The 13,945-nt window shown below is 56.6% G+C and carries 12 protein-coding genes; 3 read left to right on the plus strand and 9 right to left on the minus strand.

The genetic code is table 11. The annotated features are described in order from the left end of the window. Positions 1 to 82: 82 nt before the first annotated feature. Positions 83 to 3,574, minus strand: a complete 3,492-nt coding sequence (locus GRI35_RS12280; RefSeq protein WP_160614421.1) for a type ISP restriction/modification enzyme — start codon at positions 3,572 to 3,574, stop codon at positions 83 to 85. Positions 3,575 to 3,686: 112 nt separating this feature from the next. Then, entirely contained in the window at positions 3,687 to 4,043 is a 357-nt protein-coding gene (locus GRI35_RS12285) for a MerC domain-containing protein (RefSeq protein ID WP_160614422.1), read from the minus strand. A 259-nt stretch (positions 4,044 to 4,302) separates the two neighbouring features. Here GRI35_RS12285 and GRI35_RS12290 point away from each other — a divergent pair, with 259 nt between their 5' ends. Further along, complete coding sequence (locus tag GRI35_RS12290; protein ID WP_160614423.1) at positions 4,303 to 4,674, plus strand: VOC family protein; 372 nt, start codon at positions 4,303 to 4,305, stop codon at positions 4,672 to 4,674. Between the two features lie 71 nt (positions 4,675 to 4,745). Further along, positions 4,746 to 5,411, plus strand: a complete 666-nt coding sequence (locus GRI35_RS12295) for an extensin family protein (protein WP_235900215.1) — start codon at positions 4,746 to 4,748, stop codon at positions 5,409 to 5,411. Positions 5,412 to 5,414: 3 nt separating this feature from the next. Here the strand turns inward: GRI35_RS12295 and GRI35_RS12300 are convergent, their stop codons facing one another. From GRI35_RS12300 to GRI35_RS12330, 7 genes are all read right to left on the minus strand, one after another. Beyond that, positions 5,415 to 6,038 (minus strand): response regulator transcription factor, encoded by a 624-nt coding sequence (locus GRI35_RS12300; protein WP_160614425.1) that lies wholly within the window; start codon positions 6,036 to 6,038, stop codon positions 5,415 to 5,417. A 146-nt stretch (positions 6,039 to 6,184) separates the two neighbouring features. After that, positions 6,185 to 6,928, minus strand: a complete 744-nt coding sequence (locus GRI35_RS12305) for a proteasome-type protease (protein WP_160614426.1) — start codon at positions 6,926 to 6,928, stop codon at positions 6,185 to 6,187. A gap of 87 nt (positions 6,929 to 7,015) precedes the next feature. Further along, complete coding sequence (locus tag GRI35_RS12310) at positions 7,016 to 7,831, minus strand: transglutaminase family protein (RefSeq protein WP_160614427.1); 816 nt, start codon at positions 7,829 to 7,831, stop codon at positions 7,016 to 7,018. After that, positions 7,828 to 8,775, minus strand: coding sequence for an alpha-E domain-containing protein (locus GRI35_RS12315; RefSeq protein ID WP_160614428.1), 948 nt, complete (start codon positions 8,773 to 8,775; stop codon positions 7,828 to 7,830). Before GRI35_RS12315 ends, GRI35_RS12310 begins: the two co-directional genes overlap by 4 nt. 31 nt (positions 8,776 to 8,806) lie before the next feature. After that, positions 8,807 to 10,234 (minus strand): circularly permuted type 2 ATP-grasp protein, encoded by a 1,428-nt coding sequence (locus GRI35_RS12320; protein ID WP_160614429.1) that lies wholly within the window; start codon positions 10,232 to 10,234, stop codon positions 8,807 to 8,809. Between the two features lie 84 nt (positions 10,235 to 10,318). Beyond that, positions 10,319 to 11,092 (minus strand): esterase/lipase family protein, encoded by a 774-nt coding sequence (locus GRI35_RS12325; RefSeq protein WP_235900216.1) that lies wholly within the window; start codon positions 11,090 to 11,092, stop codon positions 10,319 to 10,321. 14 nt (positions 11,093 to 11,106) lie between these two features. Continuing rightward, a complete protein-coding gene (locus GRI35_RS12330; RefSeq protein WP_160614430.1) occupies positions 11,107 to 11,637 on the minus strand; it encodes a DUF3617 domain-containing protein in 531 nt (176 codons plus the stop codon). Positions 11,638 to 11,746: 109 nt separating this feature from the next. Here GRI35_RS12330 and uvrB point away from each other — a divergent pair, with 109 nt between their 5' ends. Next, entirely contained in the window at positions 11,747 to 13,933 is a 2,187-nt protein-coding gene (gene uvrB / locus GRI35_RS12335; protein ID WP_160614431.1) for an excinuclease ABC subunit UvrB, read from the plus strand. The last annotated feature ends 12 nt before the right edge of the window (positions 13,934 to 13,945 follow it).

The following is a 13,945-nucleotide window of genomic DNA, read 5'->3' on the forward strand; positions in this document are numbered from 1 at the left end:
CCGCCCGCCCGAGCTTATGCGAGGCAGCCAAGCAGCACGGACGTGCTGCGCCCGGCGCTTGAGGGACCACAACAAAAAAGACTCAATCCCCCTCCAGCGGCAGCTCGATCTCGCCCATGATCCGGCCGGTTTCGAGCAGGATTTTGACGATGTTCTGGTAATGCGTGATGTCGTCCCATGACAGCGCCCGGCCCTTGCGGTCTTTCAGCCATTTCTGCGCGGGCTGATACCCGCCAATATAGAAATTCCACGCAGCTTCGGGCACGTCACTGAAATATTGGTGCTTGTTGATCAGCACTCTTCCCGTTCGCCCTGAGCCTGTCGAAGGGCTGTTCTTTTCTTGTTGCGCGGCACTCGAAGTGAGGGACGGTGCTTCGACAGGCTCAGCACGAACGGATTTGGTGTGTGCCTCGAACTTCGGATAGCCCGGGGCGACGACGCTATCATCTTCGCTCTCCTCGACGTCACCCATAAAGGGATAAAGCGCCTCGCCGATGGCGGCGGGTTCCATCAGGTGCAGACGGCGCAGCGCTTCGCCCTTTTCGCTGACATGTTTGAACACTTCCGCATTGGCCGGATAGGGAATGCGCGGGAAGTCGATCTTGAGAAATTCAGCAAAGGTTTCGCGGTAATCCGGCGAGTGCAACACGCCATAGATGTAGTCGAAGACTTTGACCTCGGACGGGCGCGCATCGCCGGTGGGCGCGCGAAAATTGGCGGTGCCCCCCTCCCCATGGGGAGGGGTCGGGGGTGGGGGTTCCGCGCCACTGGACCGCCGACCACCCACACCCTCCGTACCTTCCGGTGCTCCTCCGTCTCCCTCCAGAGAGAGGGATTTGGTGCGCGCCATATCGGTATCATCAGGATCAATTCCGGCGGCTTTGCAGATTGTAGCGTAGAGTTTGGGGTCGAGGTTGAGTGTGCGTTCGGTCGGGGCCAGCGCGTCGGCTTGGTCTGCATTTTCATCGGGGTAGATGTAGATGGGTTGATAATATGCTCGCTCTTTAGACCGATTAGAGACGAAGCTGTCGTCTCCCAGTTGCTCCACCACTAGGGCATGACACCAGTCATTCACGACGGACTGTCGGCAAATCGCGAAAGCCAAGTTCGCACCTAGCAAGAAGTGACGCATCACATCATAACGTGGATTTGTATGAAACCCGCGGTTGTTGCCTGTGTAGTAGGTCCAACGAGGATCGAGCGGTCGATACGAAATCTGCCTGAAGTTTTCTTCAGATGAGTTTTGAATCACGTCTTTTTTCGCAAAGGAAATTTTCCAGTCACGAGAGTCTTTTCCAAGGGCATATTTGTCGCGCAACTCCGTCTCAGGTAATTCCCGAAAATCGTCTACTCGTCTGGCTAGTCGTCTCTTGTCGATATCAATGGCTAGTGCGTCTCTTGCCGTCAGAACCCCAGTCGAGTTGATCGGAAGTAATTTGATGAGTGAAAAGCCGTCTTCATATTTCTCGAGACGATCATAATCCCGGAGTTCGAAAGGGAGGTTCGGAAAACGATGCTCTAGTTTTGAATCTGACATGGTCTTGGTTCGACCAGATCCCAATGCTACACTCTTCGCGTTCCGACTTCCCCACAAGTCACCGTGCCATACCTCGGCCAACTCATCGCTACCGGCACCTTTCCGCACAGCGACAATCAGCGCTACGCCCTGCTGAATATCAAACACATTTTTGTCGGGCGAACCGTCAGGTGAGACTTCCTTCTTCTTGGAGTTTCCATGCAGGTCCAGCACCCAAATCTTGTCAAAAGTCTTGAGCAGATGCCAGCGCATTCCGCGAAAGGTCGGGTTGTCGAGATAACCGTGATTGGTGATGAAGCCGAGCACGCCGCCTGACGGGTTCTTGGCGATCAAATCCTCACTCATGCGGATGAATTTGACGTAATCGTCATTGATCCATTTGGGGTTGCGCTCTTTGAGCTTCTCCTTGCCGCCCGGCTCCATCTTGTAGGCTTCCATCAGCCCCATAATGTGATCGCCCTTATTGGCGCTTTCACCCGAATAAGGCGGGTTCCCGATCACGCACATAATCGGCGTCTGCCGCTTTACCTCGCTCGCTCCACGCGCTTCATCGGCCAGTTGTTGGAAGAACAAATCTTTCACTTCGCGCTCTGCCGGTTCCAGCGCGTTGGTCAGCCACACCGACAGGCGTGGCGGCCATTGCTTATCGGCGGGCCAGTCTGCCGGTTTGGTGCCCGAACCCGGCACATAGCCGCTTTCGGTCAGCTGCATATCCAGCTTCATATGGCACATGGCATAGCTGGCCATCAGCAGCTCGAACCCGTGCAGGCGCGGCAGCAATTCTTCCTCGACATAGGATGACCATTTGCCCGGCGCGCGCGCCTTCACCCGGTCGGCGATGGTCTGTACGGTTTTGGCCAGAAACGTGCCCGTACCGGTCGCCGGATCGAGGATTTGCACGCGGTGCACATCCTTCTTGATCGTGACTGCTTTGCCTTTTTTGTCCGTTTGGCCGGTGTCCCAATCCACCGACACTTTGCCGGTATCCGCCAGACCGTCGGCAATGCCGAATTCGCTTTTCAGTACATCGTCGACCGCGCGCACGATGAAATCGACCACCGGTTCCGGCGTGTACCAGACGCCGCGCGCCTTGCGTTTCTTCGGGTTGTAAGCCGCCAGAAACGTCTCGTAAAAATGGATAAACGGATCGTTGCGCGCGGTGAATTTGCCGAATTCCTCGAACAGAGCGTGCGGATCGCTGGCGCGCAGCACCTCTGCCAGATCATCGACCACATATTTCAGCCGGTCGGGAATGTCGTATCCCGCGATAAACTGGAACAGACCGCGCAGGAACGGGTTGGACTTGGGCAGCTTTTCCAGTGCCTCCTGACGGCTGAACGTGTCCAGCGTATCGTCATGCAGCCGCGCGGCAAACATACCGTAAGTAATCGTTTCCGCGTAGATATCGGCAAATTCGCCCGGGGTCAGATTGGGCAGCAAATTGTCTTTGAACGTGTTGAACTGACGGCCCAGCCCGCTGCGGAAATCGGGATCATCGGTCAGCGCAATGCCGACTTCGTCCTTAATGATCGCCGCCTTGCCCGCCATCATCTCCGCCAGTTTCTGCGCGCTGCGAATGCTGATCGGTTTTTGCGCGGTGAAGCTCTTCAGCTGGCGCTCTAGCTCGTCAAACTTGTCGGGCAGCGGTTGCAAACTGCCAAGCGCGCCCATGAAATCCGCAATCGAGGTGTGGTGGACCACATCGCCTTCGCGGATAAATTCGAAATCGACGCCGTTGGTATAGAGAAGATTGGGATAGGCCGCTTCGTAGCGTTTGCGCTGCTCTACGCTGTAGCCTTTCAGCTTGACGACATCCTTGGGCAGATCTTTCGCCTCTGCCCAGCCGAATGCAACGCCATCGCGGTGGAACAGGAAGTCGGGCATCCCGCCTTCGCTGCGCTTGGGTTCATTGATCACCCGCGCGCTATCGTCGATACTTTCGAACAGGCGTTGTAATGGTGCGCGGTAACTGTGCTCGGTCGCCTCGCCGCCGTCATAAATCTCTGTGATTTCGGCAAGATAACCAGCGATGTCCATTGAGCATTCCCCTGCCGTGGTGTCCGCCCCCGTTCTAGCGCCCCTGACATTCCTGCCAAGGTGCTGAAAGTGTTACCCCCGCCTCAACCTGCTCGCTGGCCAAGTGCGGCGATCAGCTGTGCTTGAAAATCCGGTAAATATGCGCCGCCGCCAGCAGCATGCCGCCGGCAACTGTCGGTAGTGTCTCGTCCATGCCGAAATTCTCGGCAAACAGTCCGCCAATAATCAGGCCCAGCCCCGTCAGTGCCGGCACCAGAAAAAGCGGTGTGCGCGATGTGTGTGCGGATGCGATCACCGACAGCGAGGCGAGCACGGCCAATACTGCCAGCACCCGATGGACCCACTCCGCCTCTGCAAACACGGCCAAAAATGGCAGCGTGATCGCCAGCACCGGCAAGGCGATGCAGTGCGCGATGCAGAACAGGCTGAGCGCAACGGCGGCGCGATCGTAAGTGACGGTATTTTGCATGAGAGACTCGAATGTTACAATATATCATTGGCAGTTAAGGCGTGCGCGGACCTGCGTCAATCGCCTGCGTTTCGTCGGGGGCATTTCCCTGCATGTTTTCCTACACGCCGCTTCCCTGCTAGCTTCGCCATGTTGTATTACGCCCTGACGAGAGGCGCGGGCGGCGCGAACTTATTATGAGTGATGCTCACACGGGCAAAATTCGCAAAGTTCGCGCCATCGTCACGCTCCGACTCGGGGCCAAACCGGAGACAGCACTATGGCCAAGATCACTGGATTGGGCGGCGTGTTTTATGTTGCGCAGGACCCTGCGGCGACGCGCGAATGGTACCGCGAGAAGCTGGGCATCGATTGCGAATACGGGCCGCAATTGAACTGGTCGGAAGAGACCGGTGACACGCCCTATTCGCTGATCAGCCATTTCAAGGATGATGCCTATATCAAGCCGGGCAAAGGCGGGTTTATGATCAATCTGCGGGTCGATGATCTGGACGGATTTGTCGAAGTGCTGAAAAGCCGCGATGTCGAAATCCTCGATAGCGTTGACGAGGGATACGGCAAGTTCGCGTGGCTGCTCGATCCCGATGGTGTGAAGATCGAATTGTGGGAACAGGTCGAAGCGCCCGGGTAGAGGCCCGAGCAGAAGGACGTGCAGGCGCGCTGTTAGGCGGGTATTAACCGTCTGCCGCAAATATGGCGGTGATGGTACGTATTGCTCTCCTGATTGCTGCGTCTGCTGTGCTGGGCGGGTGTAGCCTGCTGCCCGCCGGTTCGGATCGCTCCGGCGCGCCGCGCAGTACGCAATCGGCGAGCATGCCGGTATCGGGAACAGCGCGCCAATGTCTGGCGCAATTGGACCGGACCGGATCGCGCTACATCCCGCTGCCCGACCGGACGCTGGGCCAGGGCTGCACCAATTTCAACACGGTGCGCTTGTCGGAATTGCGGGGTGACAGGGCGAGCTTTGCTCTCGCCAATCTGGGCCCGGTCACGTGCCCCACCGCCAACGCTTTTGCGGGGTGGGCGCGATACGGCGTGGACCGGGCAGCGCGGCAGATCTTGGGCAGCCCGCTGCTGAGGATCGAAACCATGGGCAGCTATGCCTGCCGCAATGTCGCACGGTCGGATCGCCGCTCCGCCCACTCGCGGGCAGAGGCAATCGATGTCGCGGCGTTTGTGTTGGCCGATGGGAGGACGGTGAGCGTGCTGGATGACTGGAATGCCGGAACAGCGGAAGAGCGTGAGTTCCTACGAGTGGTCCGGGGGAGCGCGTGCAAGAGGTTCGGAACGGTTCTGAGTCCCGATTACAACGCCGATCACCGCGACCATTTCCATCTGGAAGTGGGTAACGGTGCGTTTTGCCGCTGAAGTCTATGCCGCGTTTGGAGTGCTATCGATCTGTGCTTCCAGCCGCACCCTGACCGCTTCTGCCGCATGATGCGCGCCCAGCTTGTGCATCATATTGGCGCGGTGGATTTCAACGGTGCGCGGGCTGATATCCAACTCGCGGGCAATCGCCTTGTTGCTCTGTCCCTTCGTCAACCAGTCGAGCACTTCTCGCTCGCGCTTAGAAAGGTTCGCAATCAAGCTACGGGCATCAATCATTTTGCGGCGCGCTTTGCCAAATTCCGCCGCCTCTCCGCCCAACCGTGACAGCGTGGTGTCGAACATGTCCATATCGAGCGGGAGCGCCAAAAAATGGATCGCCCCCGCTTTCATTCCGTCCACAACCCGGGCCGGCTCTGGATGTTCAGCAGTCCCGATAACAGGCAACCATAGGCCCGCGGCCGCCAAATCTTCAATCAGTCCGGCAATCCCTCCAGTCGCTGAATCATCGAGGGCAATGACGATCCCGTCTTTCGGTGCATGTGCAATAAGCTCGGCAATGTCCGAATAGACTTCGGCATGATATCCGAGATCGAATGCGATCGAAGCCTGTTCAGCACGTTGCCGGGTTGACGGGCTGACGAAATGAAGTGTGCAATGTTTATCCATGCACAGCAAGGTGCCGCACTACGGATCAACACGCACTTCACAGTAAAACCGAATTCGATTTACTAAGTAGGTATATTTTTCACCAAGGGCGTTAATTGCGGATTTTCAATACATCCAAATTGGATTATGATACTTCGTGAAAGTCCCTATTTATCGGGAATAGAATAGTTGGGTAAGGAATGGAACGCCGTTTTCAGAGCATCGCCCCAACTCGATGATATAGATTGAAAATACGGATCATCTGACGATATCCGCCGGACATGCCCTGCCTGGAAAGTATCGCGCTCGATTACCATCAGATCGAGCGGAAGACCAACAGATAAATTGGCTTTGAGCGTCGAATCGAATGATACCATCACCAGTTTCACCGCGTCTTCAAAGCTCATATCCTTATCGTACCCCCGGATCAGGATCGGTCGGCCATATTTGGTTTCACCAATCTGGAAGAAAGGTGTGTCAAAACTCGCTTCGATAAAGTTGCCTTCGGGGTAAATATGGAACAGGCGCGGCTCCATGCCCTCGATCTGCCCGCCAAGAATGATCGATGCGGTGAAGCGTCCTTTACCGCGCGCACCGTTGTCTTCTTGGGTTTTGGTGATCGTTTCGCGGAGCAATTTCCCAATCTCAGACGCAACCTGAAACATCGTCGGCGCTTTCAACAGCGAATTGTCGCGATCACCGGGCGCTTTAGTGCGCTCCTCTAGCTGGCTGATCACTGCTTGCGTAGTCGCAAGATTACCTGCCGTCATAATCGACAGAATGCGATCGCCCGGCACCGCCCAATGAAACATCTTTTTGAATACAGAGATATTGTCGACACCCGAATTCGTGCGGGTGTCGCTCATCATTACCAGGCCCTTATCGAGCACCATTCCAACGCAATATGTCATGAGAAATCCTTCATCCGGTCAGTTGCCGGTATCACACGCAATTACACTGAGGAAACCGAACGGTCCATCCGAATTCGCTAGATTACATCATTGCTGGACTTGGTGCTGTTCGACTTCGACATCGACTTGAAGATCTTCGCTAGACGATCCGAAGGTGATCCCTGTTATCGGCGATGCATCGCGATAATCCCGCCCTGTCGCGACACGTACGTAGCGCGGATCAGGACTTATACCATTGGATATATCGAACCCGACCCACCCCAGCCCGTCGACATGCGCTTCTGCCCAGGCATGGGTAGCATCTTGTTCCACCCGGTCATTCATCATCAGATAGCCACTGACATAGCGCGCGGGGATATCCATTGCCCGCGCCGCACCGATGAAAATATGCGCATGGTCCTGGCACACACCGCTGCCTTGGGAGGCCGCTTCCTCTGCTGTGGTCTTAACGCCGGTCTGGCCCGTCATATAGGCAACGTCAGAACGAATCCTTTCAGAAAGGGCGTGCAACCCATCGAGCTTTGTTCCCTCTTGAGGCCCAATATCGCTGAGCATCTTGTTGACGGCTGGGCCTGGCTTGGTGAGCGCGGTTTGGCCAAGGAAACTCCATAGCGGCAAATGGCCTGAATGACGGCCGATCACCCCGGCATTGTCTTCCGTATCCACCAACCCTTCGCAGCTGATCAGAACTTCGCGAGCGCCGGGTTCGACAGCAACCAATGTAACGGTATTGAAATTCTGGTCATCATACTCGATCTCGGCTTCGGCGTTCTCGTATGACATCTTCCAGTCGAGAATTTTCTGACCTTGCGTTTCCTTCGGCGTCAGGCGCAGCCTTTGAAGGGCATGTACGACCGGCTCTCTGAAACGATAGCGAGTGTTATGGCGTATGGATAATCTCACGCGATGAACCTGTAATCTTCCGCGATCGCTGTGGCGATGGCGCTGTTGCGATTGCTAAAGTCGATGAGAAACTGGTGCAGGCCAGTATCGAAAATATCGTCAATAGTGGTTGCGCTCATTTCCGTATCGGCATCGCGCATCAATTCGTTGCACAGACCTTCACTGTGGTGAAGCCTGGCAAGCGCCGCCAAATTGTCACGCAGAGCGGAGTGGCAGAAAGCCAAGCTGCGAGGGAAGCGATCATCCAATACAAGAAACTCGACAATGCCGCGTGCGTCAATCTCGCCCGCGTTAAGCCAGCGATAGGCCCGGTCGCCCGAAACCGAACGCAACACGTTGTCCCATTGCCCAGTGTCGAGGCTAGACCCGACATAGGATAGCGACGGCAGCAGCAAATAGTATTTGATGTCAAGAATACGCGCGATGCTGTCACCGCGCTCCACGAATGTTCCTGCCCGCGCGAAATGGAAGCCCGCATCACGTAGCATCGAACCCGCCATCGCGCCGTGCACTTGCATCCCAGCGCGGCGGACATCGCCGACAACTTTACCGAGATTGCCCTGCGCAACGGGGCGCTTGAGATCATCTTGCAGTTGCATCCAGCTGATATTGACCGCCTCCCAGACCTCGCTGCTGATAACGTTGCGTACCAGCCGTGCATTGGTGCGCACTTGCTCGAATGTGCTCAGGATGTTGGCACTATTCTCTTTGTCGCGAAGGATAAAATTCCAGACATTGGGGCCAGAATAATCGTCTTCGTACTTAGCCTCGAAAGCGGATTTTTTCCCTGACGTAACAATGACCGAACGCCATTCTTCCTTCGCCTTGGTATGATCGCGCGTGAGCGCCATCCGCAGTCCGGCATCAACCAAGCGCGCAGTGTTCTCCGCCCGCTCCAGATAACGGAACATCCAGAACAATCCGTTGGCTGTGCGACCTAACATGCACGCCTCGCAAGAATATCCGGAACAGCCATCAGTCTTTGAGCACCCACGTATCTTTGGTACCGCCACCTTGACTGGAATTCACCACCAACGATCCCTTTTTGAGAGCCACCCGCGTCAGACCACCCGGCGTTATGTCAACGCCCTTGGGCGAGACCAGAACATAGGGCCGCAAATCAACGTGGCGCGGGGCGAGCCCGCTATTGGTAAAGATCGGCGTGGTCGACAGCGCAAGTGTGGGCTGTGCGATGTAGTTTTCCGGTGTCGCTTGCAGTTTCTTGCGGAAAGTCGCGATCTCTTTTTTCGAAGCCGTCGGTCCAATGAGCATTCCATAGCCGCCCGAACCGTGAACTTCTTTGATGACTAGCTCTTCCAGATTGTCGAGCACATAAGCTAGGCTGTCTTCATCCGCGCAGCGCCATGTCTGTACATTGGGTAGCAGCGGCTTCTCGCCGGTATAGAATTCGACGATTTCCGGCATAAAGCTGTAAACTGCCTTATCGTCACAGACACCTGTGCCAGGCGCATTCGCGATCGTCACGCCGCCTGCACGATACACATCCATGATACCGGGTACACCGAGCATCGAATCCGGATTGAAAGTCAACGGGTCAAGATATTCATCATCGATCCGGCGATAAATCACATCGAGTGGCTGGAAACCGCGCGTGGTACGCATTTGCACACGGCCATCCATAACCCGCAGATCGCTGCCTTCTACCAGCTCCGCGCCCATTTGATCGGCAAGGAAAGCGTGTTCAAAATAGGCACTGTTGAATATGCCTGGCGTCAGCACGGCAACTGTGGGTTTGCCCTTGGTCGCTGGCGGCGCGCAAGCCGCAAGGCTATTCGCCAGCTGGCGCGGATAGGTCGCAACGGGTTCAACATCGACTTGCGAGAAAAGCTCTGGGAACATCGCCATCATCGTTTCCCGGTTCTCGAGCATGTAACTCACACCCGATGGCGTTCGCGCATTATCTTCCAGCACATACCACTCATCCGGTCCGGTCCGCACCAGATCGATTCCGACGATATGCGAATAGACACCGCCCGGCGGTGTGAAGCCAACCATCTGCTGGAGCCATGCGGCATTGTTTTGGAACAGCCGCTGCGGAACGCGTCCGGCGCGGATAATTTCCTGCCTGTGGTACAGATCGTACATAAAGGCATTCAGCGCACTGACGCGCTGCTCGATACCGCGAACCAGTCGCCGCCACTCGCCTGCGCCAATAACACGCGGCACCATATCAAACGGGATCAGGCGCTCTTCGGCTTCATCCTCGCCGTAGACATTGAATGTAATGCCGGTTTTGCGGAAATTGCTTTCGGCTTCGCGGTGCTTGCGCTTCAGCCAAGAAGGATCCTGCTGGTCGTACCATTCGCAATAGCCGCCATAGGCAGGGCGAACTGATCCGCCCTCCGCATACATCTCATCAAAATTGGCTGGCGCCTCGCTCATGGATCCCCGAAAATGCTTGTGTCGTAGACACGATAATAGCGCGCCCAACCGGCTACCCAGTTGCAACCTTATAGAACCAAAGCCTCAGTTGTCTCCTAGTTCCCGCAAAATCGCGCGAATACATTCGGGTGAGTAGGAAAAGCCGATGTGATTGCACCGCAAAGCGACCGCGCGATCACGCTCGCCCTCTTTACCGCAAGTGCATCGCGGACTGACAATGCCATCGCGGGCGCTCCAGAAGGCGATCGTTTCTACCGGCGGTTTCTCGCTGACATCACCTTCAATGGGCGGCTGGTCGACTTTGTGGCCTGCGATGAACTGATAAATACGCCACGCATTGTTGGCACGCGGATTGCCGCTGAAGGGCGAGCCCATCGTAATGACTTTCGCCACCTTGCCCGGATGCCGTTTCGCCAGTTCGCGCGCGAACAGCCCCCCAAGGCTCCAGCCGACTAAAACCACGTCCCGACCATAACGCTCATGAATATCGACCAGTCGCTCTTCCAGAAAGGCAACATTCTCCGGCGTCGGGCCAAAGTTAAAACCCATACCCCAGCGCTTGACCGTATGCCCTGCCCTCTCGATCTGCTGCGCCATATATTTCATGCGCACCGGATGGGTGCCAAAGCCTGGCAAAAGCATCACCGTCTGAGGTGACTGCGTTTCAGCAATCTCCATTGTGCGGAACAGACGTAGCGCTGGCTCCACGACCGCTCGCGCCTCGGCGAGAGTGTGCCGTATTTTTGGGCGCGGCGCTGGCTCGGGATTGGCTTCTCGCGCCAAAGCCACCCTGCGCGACAATTCGCCTTTGCCAAGTTGCAATCCGCCGAGCGGTGATGGAGGCTGTTTGGCGGCCAACTCAGTTCATCTCTTTACGGGCAATCACCGACCCGCTCGGACTTGATGTTCATTTTCATGCTCATCTCCCCCATCGGTCCGCCGCTGATCTTCATATCCATTGCGATATCGGTCTTGTCCGATTGCACGGTTCCGTTCATCGCCACTTCCGCACCCGAGCCAAGTGGCCCGCTGCATTTCATATTGGCGTCGAGATCAGAACCAGACACGTCGAACTTGCTAAACTCGCATTGCGACGATTCATCCGCTTGCCCCAAGCCACGCACCATGTCCTGAAAACCGCTATCCGCCTCTTCCTGCGTCAGACAGCGCTCCGACGTGTCGGTCCGCTTGGCTTGCTGTTCGGCCAACGCCTGCTGCGCTTCCGGTATGCCGGAGATACTCACATCGACCACCTCGGTCACAGTGCGGTATAAGCCGGGCTCAGGCTTTTGCAGTTCGCCGATTGCCGCTGCGACTTGTTCTGCCGATTTGGGTTCTTCCGCCTCGGTTCCACAAGCGGTGAGGCCAAGCGCGAGAAGCGGCAAACAAAAACGGATAGGCATCGATAAATCCTCCTAAGACTGAAGCAGTACGCTATCAGTCGTACAGCCACCTGCCAAGCGCCGCATTGATACCTTGCCCGAAGCGGGTTTACCCCCCATATGTTCCGCCATGTCCCAGCTCGTTATCCGCCGCGGTCTTGAAGAACCCGACACCTCCGAAGAGTTCATCCCGCATAAGCCCAACCGGCCCGAAAAATCCATGCCGGGCAAAAAGTTCGAGCTGGTTTCGGATTATGCGCCTGCGGGTGACCAACCTACCGCGATCAAAGAGCTGGTTGGCGGCATCGGTGATGGTGAAGCAACGCAGACACTGCTCGGCGTAACCGGCTCGGGCAAGACCTTCACCATGGCCAAAGTGATCGAGAAAACGCAGCGCCCTGCCCTGATCCTGGCGCCCAACAAGATCCTCGCCGCACAGCTTTACGGGGAGTTCAAGAGCTTTTTCCCGAACAATGCGGTCGAGTATTTCGTATCCTATTACGACTATTACCAGCCCGAAGCCTACGTTGCGCGGAGCGATACCTATATCGAGAAAGAGAGCTCGGTAAACGAGGCTATCGACCGGATGCGCCACTCAGCCACGCGGTCTTTGCTTGAGCGGGACGATGTCATCATCGTCGCCTCGGTGTCCTGCCTCTACGGTATCGGTTCGGTCGAGACTTACTCGGCGATGATTTTCGACATCAAGAGAGGCGAAAGCGTCGATCAGCGCGAGCTGATCCGAAAGCTCGTCGCGTTGCAATACAAACGAAATGATGCGGCCTTCACCCGCGGCACCTTCCGTGTGCGGGGCGACAATCTGGAACTGTATCCAAGCCACTATGAAGACATGGCGTGGCGGATCAGTTTCTTTGGCGACGATATTGAAGAGATCAACGAATTCGATCCGCTGACTGGCACCAAAGGCGCGAGCCTGGACACTGTGCGCGTTTATGCAAACTCTCACTACGTGACCCCTGGCCCAACGATGAAACAGGCCGCCGATGCGATCAAATTCGAACTGCAGGAACGCCTTAAAGAACTGAACGAGGAAGGCTTACTGCTGGAGGCGCAGCGGCTGGAGCAGCGCACCAATTTCGACCTTGAGATGATTGCAGCCACAGGATCATGCGCGGGGATCGAGAACTACTCCCGCTTTCTGACCGGCCGCCTGCCCGGCGAGCCGCCGCCGACCCTGTTCGAATATCTACCCGAAAACGCTTTGCTCTTTGTCGATGAGAGCCACCAGACGGTGCCGCAAATCGGCGCAATGTCGAAAGGTGACCACCGCCGGAAACTCACACTTGCGCAATATGGGTTCCGCTTGCCGAGCTGTATCGACAACCGCCCGCTGCGTTTCAACGAGTGGGACGCGATGCGCCCGCAGACTGTTGCCGTCTCCGCCACACCCGGTTCGTGGGAAATGGAGCAAACCGGCGGCGTCTTTGCCGAGCAAGTCATTCGCCCCACTGGCCTGATCGACCCACCGGTAGAAATCCGCCCGGTCGAAGATCAGGTTCAGGACTGCATCGACCAGTGCCGCCAGACTGCCGAGAAAGGCTATCGCACGCTCGTCACCACGCTAACCAAGCGAATGGCGGAAGACCTCACCGAATTCATGCACGAGGCGGGCTTGCGCGTTCGCTATATGCACAGTGATGTCGAGACACTCGAACGGATCGAACTCATCCGCGATTTGCGTTTGGGCGTGTATGACGTGCTGGTCGGCATCAACCTGCTGCGAGAAGGGCTCGACATCCCCGAATGCGGGTTGGTGTGTATTCTTGACGCCGACAAAGAAGGTTTTTTGCGTAGCGAAACCTCACTCGTCCAAACCATCGGCCGCGCGGCGCGCAACGTCGATGGCAAAGTCATCCTCTATGCCGACCGGATCACAGGTAGCATGGAACGCGCGATGGCCGAAACCGACCGCCGCCGCGAGAAACAGCGCGCCTATAATGATGAACACGGCATCACCCCCACCACCATCAAACGCGATATCGCCGACATTGTGGCGCACACCGCCAGCAAGGACGGCGTGGTCGTCGGTACAGGCGATGATGCGGTCAACAACCTCGTTGGCCACAATCTCCGCGCCTATATTGAAGACTTGGAGAAACGCATGCGCGACGCCGCCGCCGATCTGGAGTTCGAAGAAGCCGGCAGACTGCGCGACGAAATCCGCAAACTCGAAGCCGACGAATTGGGTATTCCCGACAAAGACAAGAAAGCGCCGATTGTAGGCCGCGCGCAAGAAGGCAAACCGGGCACGCGGAAGATGCGCTATGGAAAAACGCAGCGGAAGTTTGGAAAGTAACTGAAGGCGGAG

The organism is Pontixanthobacter aestiaquae (genome assembly GCF_009827455.1).
Classification (GTDB): domain Bacteria; phylum Pseudomonadota; class Alphaproteobacteria; order Sphingomonadales; family Sphingomonadaceae; genus Pontixanthobacter; species Pontixanthobacter aestiaquae.

Excerpts from the sequence above, each read along its gene's own strand:
- GRI35_RS12285 (WP_160614422.1), bottom strand. The coding sequence starts at position 4,043 with ATGCAAAATACCGTCACTTACGATCGCGCCGCCGTTGCGCTCAGCCTG.
- GRI35_RS12330 (WP_160614430.1), bottom strand. The coding sequence starts at position 11,637 with ATGCCTATCCGTTTTTGTTTGCCGCTTCTCGCGCTTGGCCTCACCGCT.
- GRI35_RS12280 (WP_160614421.1), bottom strand. The coding sequence starts at position 3,574 with ATGGACATCGCTGGTTATCTTGCCGAAATCACAGAGATTTATGACGGC.
- GRI35_RS12320 (WP_160614429.1), bottom strand. The coding sequence starts at position 10,234 with ATGAGCGAGGCGCCAGCCAATTTTGATGAGATGTATGCGGAGGGCGGA.
- GRI35_RS12290 (WP_160614423.1), top strand. The coding sequence starts at position 4,303 with ATGGCCAAGATCACTGGATTGGGCGGCGTGTTTTATGTTGCGCAGGAC.
- GRI35_RS12300 (WP_160614425.1), bottom strand. The coding sequence starts at position 6,038 with ATGGATAAACATTGCACACTTCATTTCGTCAGCCCGTCAACCCGGCAA.
- GRI35_RS12315 (WP_160614428.1), bottom strand. The coding sequence starts at position 8,775 with ATGTTAGGTCGCACAGCCAACGGATTGTTCTGGATGTTCCGTTATCTG.
- GRI35_RS12305 (WP_160614426.1), bottom strand. The coding sequence starts at position 6,928 with ATGACATATTGCGTTGGAATGGTGCTCGATAAGGGCCTGGTAATGATG.
- uvrB (WP_160614431.1), top strand. The coding sequence starts at position 11,747 with ATGTCCCAGCTCGTTATCCGCCGCGGTCTTGAAGAACCCGACACCTCC.
- GRI35_RS12295 (WP_235900215.1), top strand. The coding sequence starts at position 4,746 with ATGGTACGTATTGCTCTCCTGATTGCTGCGTCTGCTGTGCTGGGCGGG.